The sequence below is a fragment of the Arthrobacter sp. HY1533 genome (assembly GCF_027568515.1).
Classification (GTDB): Bacteria; Actinomycetota; Actinomycetes; order Actinomycetales; family Micrococcaceae; genus Specibacter.
The window spans coordinates 189,034-199,077 of record NZ_JANKZF010000008.1 but is presented as its reverse complement, the minus strand read 5'-3'; the positions used below and the strand labels follow the sequence as shown (position 1 = coordinate 199,077).

Genomic DNA, 10,044 nt, shown 5'->3' with positions numbered 1-10,044 from the left:
ACCACCGTGGGACAAGCTCGACCACCGGTGGTGTCAGCCGCCCAGGTACGCTTCCTTGATGGCAGGGTTGGCCAGCAGTTCCTTGCCCGTGCCGCTGTGCGTGATGGCACCGGTTTCCAGCACAAAGCCGCGGTGGGCACGGGCCAGGGCCTGGTTGGCGTTTTGCTCCACGAGCAGCACGGTGGTTCCTTGGCTGTTGATCTCGGTGATGATCTTGAAGATCTGCCGGATGAACTGCGGGGCCAGCCCCATGGACGGTTCGTCGAGCAGGAGCAGTTTGGGCCGGGACATGAGAGCCCTGCCGATTGCCAGCATCTGCTGCTCGCCGCCGCTCATGGTGCCGCCCAGCTGCTTCTCGCGCTCCTTGAGCCTGGGGAACAGCGTGAAGACCCGTTCCAGGTCATCCCCCACACCGTTGCGGTCCTTGCGGCCAAACGTGCCCATGTCGAGGTTTTCCAGCACGCTCATGGCAGGGAAGACGCCACGCCCTTCCGGGGCCTGCGAAATGCCCTGCACCACCCTGATGTGGGCCTTCATCTTGGTGATGTCCTCACCCATGAACTTGATGGAGCCCTTGGAGGGGTTGAGCAGTCCGGAGATGGTCCGCATGGTGGTGGTCTTGCCGGCGCCGTTGGCGCCAATCAGGGACACAATCTCCCCTTCCTCCACCGTGAAGGACATGTTGTGGATGGCCTGGATGCGCCCGTAGTGGACTGAGACATTGTCGAGCTCAAGCAAAGTCATCTTCTGGCTCCCCTAGGTAGGCGGAAATTACGCGCGGGTCTTCACGGATGTCGTGTGGCTTTCCATCGGCGATCTTCTTGCCGAATTCCAGCACCACGATCCTGTCGGTGACACCCATGACCAGTTTCATGTCGTGCTCAATCAAAAGGACCGTGTAGCCGTCGTCGCGGATGGTCCGGATGAGGGCCATGAGGTCCTCCTTCTCCGCCGGGTTGAAGCCGGCTGCCGGCTCATCCAGGCACAGCAGCTTGGGATCCGTGGCCAGCGCCCGGGCAATCTCCAGCCTGCGCTGGCTGCCGTAGGGCAGGTTGCGGGCCAGTGAGCCGGCATGCTGGGCAATCCCCACAAATTCAAGCAGCGCCATGCCCCGCTCAATGGCTGATTTTTCCTCCCGGACGTGCCGCGGCAGCCGCAGGAGGGCGCCCACCACGGAGGTCTTGTGCCGGGCGTCAAGGCCCACCACAACATTTTCCAGCGCCGTCATCTCGCCAAAGAGGCGGATGTTTTGGAAGGTCCTGGCCATGCCGGCACGCGTGATCTTGTGCTGCTTCATGCCGTTGAGCACGCTGCCCTCCATGAGGACCTGCCCGCTCGTGGGCCTGTACACGCCGGTCATGGCGTTGAAGCAGGTGGTCTTGCCTGCACCGTTGGGCCCGATGAGGCCCAGGATTTCACCGCGCTTGATGGTGAAACTGACGTCGTCCAGCGCCACAAGGCCGCCGAACTTGATGGTCAGGTTCTTCACCTCAACAAGGTCATCGCCCACGGCGACATCAATTTCACGTTCCGGTGCGGCGGCCTCGGCCACCTCCTCCGGCACGTCAAGCGGTTCCACCATTTCGATGGGGGCCTTGGCGTCGGGTTCCTGCGGAACGGGGACGTCCTGACTGTGTGCACCCAAGGCTAGACCTCCTTTTCAGTGGCTGTGGAGGGTTGTTTCGCGGCCGTGTTCCGCACGCGGTCGTACGCCACCTGCCCGTAGGCGAGCAGGCGTTGCCGTGCGGGGATCAGGCCCTTCGAGCGGTAAATCATGATGAGCATCAGGGCAATGCCGAAGATGAGGTACTTGTACTCTGCGATGGCGGTGAAGCGCAGCGGAATGTAGGCCACCAGGGCCCCGCCAAACACGGCACCGACCTTGTTGCCCACGCCGCCGAGGACGACGGCGGCGACGAACAGGATGGAGGTGACGACGTCGAACTTCTGGTTGTTGACGAAGCCCACCTGCCCGGCGAACAAGGCACCTGACAACCCACCCACGCCGGCGCCGAGCGCAAACGCCCACACCTTGTACTTGAAGGTGGGCACGCCCATGGTTTCGGCGGCGTCCTCATCCTCGCGGATGGCGATCCAGGAGCGGCCCACGCGGCTGCGCTCGAGGTTGCCGGCCAGGAACAGGACAATGATCAAGATGGTCAGCGTCAGCCAGTACCACGGCGTGCCGTTGGAGTTGGCGAAGACGGGGACGCCGTCGTCGCCCATGCCGGGCGGGCGGCCAACGTTCTGGAAGCCCACCTGCCCCTTCATGGCCGGGATCAGGGTGGCCAGGATGCGGATGATTTCACCGAAGCCCAGCGTCACAATGGCCAGGTAGTCCCCGCGCAGGCGCAGCGTGGGGATGCCCAGGATCACGCCGATGCACATGGCCACCACAATGGCCAGGGGAAGCGTCCACAGGTACGGGATCTTCACGAACGGCGAGTCAGGGCTGGTCATCATGGCCGCCGTGTAGGAACCCACGGCGAAGAAGGCGATGTAGCCCAAATCCAGCAGGCCCGCGTAGCCGATCACAATGTTCAGGCCCACGGCCACGAGTGCGTAGACGGCCATGGAGAACAGGGCCAGCGGGAAGTCGTTGCCGGGTTCGGTGGAGATGATCGGCGGGTTGATGATGGGCAGCAGGTACGCCACCACAACCACCACGATCAGGTACAGCCACTGCTTTTGGCGGGGCATGGCCTGCCACTTGTCACTCCAGCGGCCAAACCAGCCGGTCTTGTGTGGTGCGCCGGCGCTGGCGCCGGCCACCTTTTCGCCAACCTGGCGGTCGGCCTTGGCCTGGCTGGCCGCGGCTCCGGGCAGCGGGGTTGGCCCGTCAGTGGTGCTCATGCCTTGCTCCTTCCCAGGGAGGTGCCAAGAATGCCCTGCGGGCGGACCAGCAGGACCAGGACCAGGACCACGAAGGCCACGACGTCGGTCCATTGCGAACTGCCGAGGAGAATCTGGCCGTAGTTGCCAATCAGCCCCAGCAGCAGGCCGCCCAGGAGGGCGCCGCGGACGTTGCCGATGCCGCCAAGGACGGCGGCGGCGAAGGCCTTGATGCCCAGGATGAATCCGCCGTTGTACTGGACGCCGGAGGGGATTTTCATGACGTAGAACAATGCTGCGGCGCCTGCCAGGATGCCACCGATGATGAAGGTGGTGACAATGATCTTTTCCTTGTTCACGCCCATCAGGGTTGCGGTGTCGGGGTCCTGGGCCACGGCACGGATGCCGCGCCCTGTGCGGGAGCGCCGGATGAACTGGTCAACCACCACCATCATGATGACGGCCGCCACCACAATGACGATCTGCTGGGAGTCGATGATGGTGCCGAACACCTCAAAGACGGGTGTCGGGATGAACATGGTCAGGGCCGGCTCCGGGAGGGGGCCGCGCCACAGGAAGATCAGGTACTGGATGACGAAGGAGGCGCCGATGGCGGTGATCAAGTAAACCAGGCGGGGTGCATTGCGCTTGCGCAGCGGCCTGTACGCGAGCCGTTCCACAAGAAGTGCCGTGACCGCCGAGGCGACGATCGCCGCTATGAGGGCCAGGAGGATGTTGATGAGGATTTGGCCGAAGCTGAGGTTGGGGGCCGAGGGGCCAAAGCCCAGGAAGCTGAGGGTGAAGAAGACTGCGTAGCAGCCCATGATGAAGACTTCGGAGTGGGCAAAGTTGATCAGGTTCAAGACGCCGTAGACCAGCGTGTAGCCCAGGGCCACCAGGGCGTAAATGGCGCCGAAGGTCAGGCCGTCAAAGGTTGCGCTCCAGAAATTCTGGGCCAGTGAGGCAACGTCGAAGTTGATCCAGTCGCTGTCCGCGGGAACAGCTGTGAGAACTGTTGAGAGCATAGGTAGGTCCAGTTCCAGTCAGCCTTGGTCCGGATTGCGGACAAGGCTGCCTCGTTGTGCGGGTGGGACGGGTCTGCAAGCAAAACGATGCTGTGGAGCGCCAATCGTGCACGCTCCACAGCATCCATGGTGTTGGTGTCCCTACTCGCCGATGGCACCGATGGGGACGATCTTGCCGTCCACGACGCGGTAGCCGTAGACGGTCGGGGCTGCCAGCTCGCCCTTGTCGTCCCACTTGTAATGCTTGCTCAGGCCGGATGCGTCATAGTTCTTGACCCAGTCCAGGAGCTTGGCACGGTCCTGGTTGCCCTTGTCGATGCCGGAGAGCAGCACGGTTGCGGCGTCGTAGCCCTCAATGGAGTACGTTCCGGGCTCGGCATTGGCCAGCTTCTTGTATTCGTCGGCAAAGGTGGGGATCAGCTCACCGGGAATGCAGGGGCAGGTGAAGAAGGCGTTGGCCGAGGCGTCGCCTGCCTGCTTGATGAACTGGTCATCCTTGACGCCGTCGGGGCCAACGAATGCGCCCTTGAAGCCCTTGGCCACCAGCTGCTGGTCGAACGGTGCACCCTCGGCGAAGTAGCCCGAGTAGAACACTGCATCAGCCTTGGCGTTGATGATCTTGGAGATGGTTGCCGAGAAGTCCTTCTGGCCGGTGGTCACCTTGTCGGAGCCAACCAGGGCATCGCCCAGGCCCTTTGTGGTGGTGGTGCCGAGGCCGATTCCGTAGTCGGAGTCATCCTGGACCAGGTAGACCTTCTTGGCGCCCAGCGTGCCGGTCATGAACTTGGCTGCTGCCGGGCCCTGGACTGCGTCGTTGCCCAGTCCGCGGAAGAACGTGCTCCAGCCGTTGTCCACGAGGGCCGGGTTGGTGGCCGAGGGGGTGATGTGGACCAGCTTCTGCTGTTCGAAGATGTTGCCGGTGGCCTTGGACTCGCCTGAGAACGGCAGGCCGACCACGCCAATGATGTTCTCTTCCTTGGTGGCCTGCGTGACGGGGCCGGTGGCCTTGGTCGGGTCGCCTTCGGTGTCAAACTTCTTGAAGGCCACCTGGCAGCCCGGGTTTGCCGCGTTGTGCTGGTTGATGGCCAGCTGCACGCCGTTGAAGATGTTGATGCCCAGCTGCGCGTTGGCACCGGTCTCGGCACCGATATAGGCCAGCGTGGTGTCGGCCGGACAGGTGGCCTTGCCGTCGCCGGCCGGAAGGACCGCGTCCTTCGGGGTTTCGATGGATGTCAGGACCTTAATGTCCAGGTTCAGTCCTCCGCCGGCAGCCGCTGAGGTGGATCCGGGCGTGGCCGCCTGGTTGGCGCACGACGTCACCAGCAGCGTCACGGTTGCGGCCGTGGCGAGGGCTGTCATTACTTTCTTGCGGTTCATTAAATCGCCTTCCGTAGTCAGCATCCATGATCGCCGGACCTCGTTGTCCGGCGAATCAATTGGCTTCACGAGAATTGACCCTACTCCCCAGTATGTGACCCGTGACACATTTATGCGTAAAGATCTGATAACAGATGGATTTCTTGCCCGTTCCGGGGCACGACGGCGTGTCCCCGGCAAGGATTTAGCGCGCCCCCGGCGCCGCCCCACCGTCAGCAGTTTCGACATCTTCGGCCCCATCGGCGTCATCAACTTCATCGGCGGCCTGCGCCCGTTCTTGCCGCGCGGCCTCCTCGTAGGACCCCGAGAGCTGCCGGTACTGCCGTGTTCCAAGAGCTGCCAGGGCAAGCGCCACCGAGGCCAGGCCGGAAATGACGAACACCAGGGCCATGCCGCGCGCATCGCCCGTGCCCAGCAGCCAGCCCCAGGTTTGGTTTCCTTCGGAGGTTTTCATGTAGGGAATGATCCAGAACTCGGCCAGCGGGGCGATCACGAAGGCCGTGACGGGGGTGGCCGCCGATTCCACTGTCATGGCCAGGCCAAACACGCGGCCCTGCGTCTTTGCCGGAACCACCTGCTGGATGATGGTTTGCTCGGCCGCCTCGACGGCGGGCATGAGAATCATGAACAGCCAGATGCCCACGGCGTACAGCCACCACCACTCACGCAGGGTAAAGACGGCCCCGAGGACGCCCGTGCAGGCCACCAGGATGAGCATGGTGCGAAGCGGCTTGCGGCCCAGGCCGAACTTGGCCACGAGGCCGCCGCCAATGATGAAACCCGTGGCCGTCACCCCCAGCACGATCCCCCACACCTCCACCGGGAACAGGGTCAGCCCGTAGGGGTCCATGAGGGCCATGTAGACGCCACCGGTGAGGTTGTTGAAGGTGGTGAACACGATCAGGGCCGCCAGGCCCTGTGTGGCCCGCACGGCGGCCACGCCCTGGCGCAACTCGGCCAGGCCCGTGCTGTCCTCGGCGCGCACCACCCTGGGCTCGGGGACGCGGATGGCCAGCAGGTGTGCCAGCACGCCGAGCATGGCCAGCAGGGCAATCACCAGGGTTCCACCCATGCCCAGCAGGCCAATGGAGAGGCCGCTGAAGACGCTCGTGACCAGGAACGCGATGCCCTGCACTGAGCCCACCAGCCCGTTGGCCTGCGCCCGGCGGTCCGGGGGCACCAACAGCGTCACGGTGGTGGACAGGGCAATGTTGCGCAGCTGCTCCACCACCGCACCAACGAGCAGCAGCACGGCAAAGGCCCAGAACCATGGCCTGGAAATGTCCAGCAGCAGCTCCCCGGGAAGAATCCAGAACATGAGCCCGGCCAAGGCAAAAAATGCCAGGCTCGCCAGGGAGGACCCGATCATGACGGCGTGCTTGCGGTACCTGTCAACGAGCACGCCAAAGAACAAGCCAAAAACAGCAACGAGCAGCATGTAGGCCCCGCCCACCAGGCCCGTGGCCAGCACGGAGTGGGTCTCCAGGTACACCCAGAAGGTCAGTGCAAACCACAGGAAACTTGTGGTGACGTTGGCAACGGCGGTGTTGACCAGCACGTGCAGGAACGTGCGGTGGCTCCGGGCGCCGGGAGCCGGGAACCCGGCGTCGTCCTTGTCTTGGGGCACAGCGGTGCCGCCGGTGGGAGGATTCGCAGCGGGGTTGGTGTCCTGCGGCATGGAACCAGCCTAGAACGGACGGGCCTGCGCTGAACAGGCCCGGGCAGCAAAAAGCCCGCCTCCAAGAGGGAGACGGGCCTTGTGCCGGTGTGCGTGCTACGCCAGGGTGGCGATGGCCGCGTTCAGCGTGGCCGAGGGGCGCATGATGGCTGCGACCTTCGCTGCGTCGGGGTGGTAGTAGCCGCCCAGGTCGACGGCGTGGCCCTGAACCTCTGCGAGCTCGCCAATGATGGCGTCCTCGCTGTTGGTCAGCTCAGCTGCGACGGCGGCGAAGGCTGCTGCCAGCTCGGCGTCAACGGTCTGGGCTGCCAGTTCCTGGGCCCAGAACTTGGCCAGGTGGAAGTGGCTGCCGCGGTTGTCGATCTCGCCGACGCGGCGCTTCGGGGACTTGTCCTCGAGCAGGAACGTGCCGGTGGCGCGGTCCAGGGTGTCGGCCAGGATCTGCGCGCGGGCATTGCCCTCGGTGACGGCCAGGTGCTCGAAGCTCACGGCCAGGGCCAGGAACTCGCCGAGGGAATCCCAGCGGAGGTGGTTTTCCTTCACGAGCTGCTGGACGTGCTTCGGGGCGGAGCCGCCGGCGCCGGTCTCGAAGAGGCCACCGCCTGCGATCAGCGGCACGATGGAGAGCATCTTGGCGCTGGTGCCCAGTTCCAGGATCGGGAACAGGTCGGTCAGGTAGTCGCGCAGCACGTTGCCGGTGACGGAGATGGTGTCTTCGCCGCGGCGGATGCGCTCCAGCGTGTACTTGGTGGCCTCAACCGGGGACTTGATGAGGATTTCCAGGCCGTCGGTGTCGTGGTCCTTCAGGTACTCGTTGACCTTGGTGATGAGGTTGGCGTCGTGTGCGCGGGTCTCATCGAGCCAGAACACGGCCGGGGTGGCGGAGGCGCGGGCGCGGGTGACGGCCAGCTTGACCCAGTCGCGGACGGGGATGTCCTTGACCTGGCAGGCGCGCCAGATGTCGCCGGCTTCGACGTCGTGCTGGATCAGGACCTCGCCTGTGGCGTTGACGATCTGCACGGTGCCGGCCTCGGCCAGTTCAAAGGTCTTGTCGTGGCTGCCGTATTCCTCGGCCGCCTGTGCCATGAGGCCCACGTTGGGGACGGTGCCCATGGTGGTGGGGTCGAAGGCGCCGTTTGCGCGGCAGTCCTCGATCGTGGCCTGGTAGACGCCTGCGTAGCTGCTGTCCGGCAGCACGGCCAGGGTGTCGGCTTCTGCGCCGTCCGGGCCCCACATGTGGCCGGAGGTGCGGATCATGGCGGGCATGGAGGCGTCAACGATCACGTCGGAGGGGACGTGGAGGTTGGTGATGCCCTTGTCGGAATCAACCATGGCCAGTGCCGGGCCGTTGTCGTAGCCGGCCTTGATGGCTGCTTCGACGCCTGCGCGCACATCTTCGGGCAGGTTGCCCAGGCCGTTGAGGATGGAAGCCAGGCCGTTGGCCGGGCTCAAGCCGGCTGCGGCAAGTGCCTCGCCGTAGTTGGCGAACAGTTCCGGGAAGTAGGCCTTGACCACGTGGCCGAAGATGATGGGGTCGGAGACCTTCATCATGGTGGCCTTCAGGTGCGCCGAGAGCAGGATGCCCTCTTCCTTGGCGCGGGCAACCTGTGCGGCGAGGAACTCATCCAGGGCTGCGGCGCGCATGACGGTGCCGTCAACAACCTCACCGGCCAGCACGGGGACGGATTCCTTGAGCACGGTGGTGGTGCCGTCGGCTGCAACGAACTGGATCTTCAGCTTGTCATCTGCCCCGATGACCACTGACTTCTCGTTGTGGCGGAAGTCGCCGCTGTCCATGGTGGCAACGTTGGTCTTGGAGTCCGCGGTCCAGGCGCCCATGCTGTGCGGGTTGGCCTTGGCGTAGTTCTTGACCGAGAGGGGTGCGCGGCGGTCGGAGTTGCCTTCGCGCAGGACCGGGTTCACGGCGCTGCCCTTGATCTTGTCGTAGCGGGCGCGGATGTCCTTTTCCTCATCGGTGGAGGGGTCATCCGGGTAGTCCGGAAGGGCGAAGCCCTGGCCCTGGAGTTCGGCGACGGCCGACTTCAGCTGCGGGATGGAGGCGCTGATGTTCGGCAGCTTGATGATGTTTGCATCCGGGCTCTTGGCCAGTGCGCCCAGCTCGGCCAGGGCGTCGGCGGTGCGCTGCTCTTCCGTCAGGTAGTCGCCAAAGACGGCAATGATGCGCCCGGACAGGGAGATGTCGCGGGTTTCCACGTCGACGCCGGCCGTGGAGGCGAAGGCCTCAACAATCGGCAGGAGCGAGTACGTGGCCAACATGGGCGCTTCGTCAGTGAGGGTATAGATGATTTTTGCCATGGGTTGAGGCGTCTCCTACAAAAAATTCAGCGGATATCTGCGCAACTGCTTCGATTTCTTTCCCTCCTAACTTACCCGAGTGCACCGCATTGCCCGCCATCGCGGCCTTAGGTGACACTGTCCTAAGTGAATTTAGCCTTGCTTGGCATGCACGAAGGGGCTTTTGGCAATAGCGTGAAGGCATGGAACTCAAAGGAAAACTCGCAGACGCCTTCAACGACCAGATCACGCTGGAAATCCAGGCCTCGGTTGTATACCGCCAGCTGGCCATTGAAATGGATGTCCAGGACCTCCCCGGAATCTCCGGCTGGTTCCTGGCCCAGTCCGCGGAGGAACTGGTGCACGCACAAAAGTTCACCGACCACATGACGGACCGCAACGCGGCCCCGAAGATTGGCAACCTGACCGCCCCGAACGTCACCATCAACAGCGTCCTGGAAGCCTTCGAGGCGTCCCTGGCCCACGAGCAGAAGGTCTCCGAGTCCATCCGGAACCTTTACCGCCTGGCCCAGGCCGAGGGCGACATCGACTCCATCCCCCTGCTGAACTGGTTCATCGAGGAGCAGCTTGAGGAAGAGGCCACCGTGGGTGAGATCATTGGCCGCGTGCGGCTGATCGGTGCCGACGGAAACGGCCTGCTGCGCCTGGATGCCGAGCTCGGCGCCCGCAACGCAGCCGGCGAGTAACCCACTCCCCCACCCCGACGCGGCATCACTTGATGCTGTTTAACCCACTACGCTCCCTCACTTAGGTGAGGGAGCGCAATGGGTTTAAGCCCGTTAAGTGATGCGGCGTCGGTTAAGGGGGACGGCGGGA

Annotated in this window: 8 protein-coding genes; 1 reads left to right on the top strand and 7 read right to left on the bottom strand. The window is 64.1% G+C overall.

Going from position 1 to position 10,044, the window contains the following annotated elements:
• Positions 1–33: 33 nt before the first annotated feature.
• The 7 genes from PCK14_RS08840 to PCK14_RS08810 form a co-directional block, all read right to left on the bottom strand.
• Positions 34–744, bottom strand: coding sequence for an ABC transporter ATP-binding protein (locus PCK14_RS08840; RefSeq protein ID WP_269938107.1), 711 nt, complete (start codon positions 742–744; stop codon positions 34–36).
• Positions 731–1,582, bottom strand: a complete 852-nt coding sequence (locus PCK14_RS08835) for an ABC transporter ATP-binding protein (protein WP_269938115.1) — start codon at positions 1,580–1,582, stop codon at positions 731–733. The genes PCK14_RS08840 and PCK14_RS08835 overlap by 14 nt, the downstream gene beginning before the upstream one ends.
• 65 nt (positions 1,583–1,647) lie before the next feature.
• Complete coding sequence (locus tag PCK14_RS08830) at positions 1,648–2,853, bottom strand: branched-chain amino acid ABC transporter permease (RefSeq protein ID WP_269938106.1); 1,206 nt, start codon at positions 2,851–2,853, stop codon at positions 1,648–1,650.
• Positions 2,850–3,857: a branched-chain amino acid ABC transporter permease gene (locus PCK14_RS08825; RefSeq protein ID WP_269938105.1), complete on the bottom strand. Its 1,008-nt coding sequence runs from the start codon at positions 3,855–3,857 to the stop codon at positions 2,850–2,852. Before PCK14_RS08825 ends, PCK14_RS08830 begins: the two co-directional genes overlap by 4 nt.
• Before the next feature lie 141 nt (positions 3,858–3,998).
• The gene (locus PCK14_RS08820; RefSeq protein WP_269938104.1) at positions 3,999–5,234 is read right to left on the bottom strand and encodes a branched-chain amino acid ABC transporter substrate-binding protein; all 1,236 of its coding nucleotides are present in this window, start codon (positions 5,232–5,234) and stop codon (positions 3,999–4,001) included.
• 184 nt (positions 5,235–5,418) lie between these two features.
• On the bottom strand, positions 5,419–6,912 hold the full coding sequence (locus tag PCK14_RS08815; RefSeq protein ID WP_269938103.1) for an MFS transporter: 1,494 nt from the start codon (positions 6,910–6,912) through the stop codon (positions 5,419–5,421).
• 96 nt (positions 6,913–7,008) lie between these two features.
• Entirely contained in the window at positions 7,009–9,228 is a 2,220-nt protein-coding gene (locus PCK14_RS08810; protein ID WP_269938102.1) for an NADP-dependent isocitrate dehydrogenase, read from the bottom strand.
• Between the two features lie 182 nt (positions 9,229–9,410).
• Between PCK14_RS08810 and PCK14_RS08805 the strand changes: the two genes are divergently transcribed.
• Positions 9,411–9,914, top strand: coding sequence for a ferritin (locus tag PCK14_RS08805; RefSeq protein WP_269938101.1), 504 nt, complete (start codon positions 9,411–9,413; stop codon positions 9,912–9,914).
• Positions 9,915–10,044: the final 130 nt, after the last annotated feature.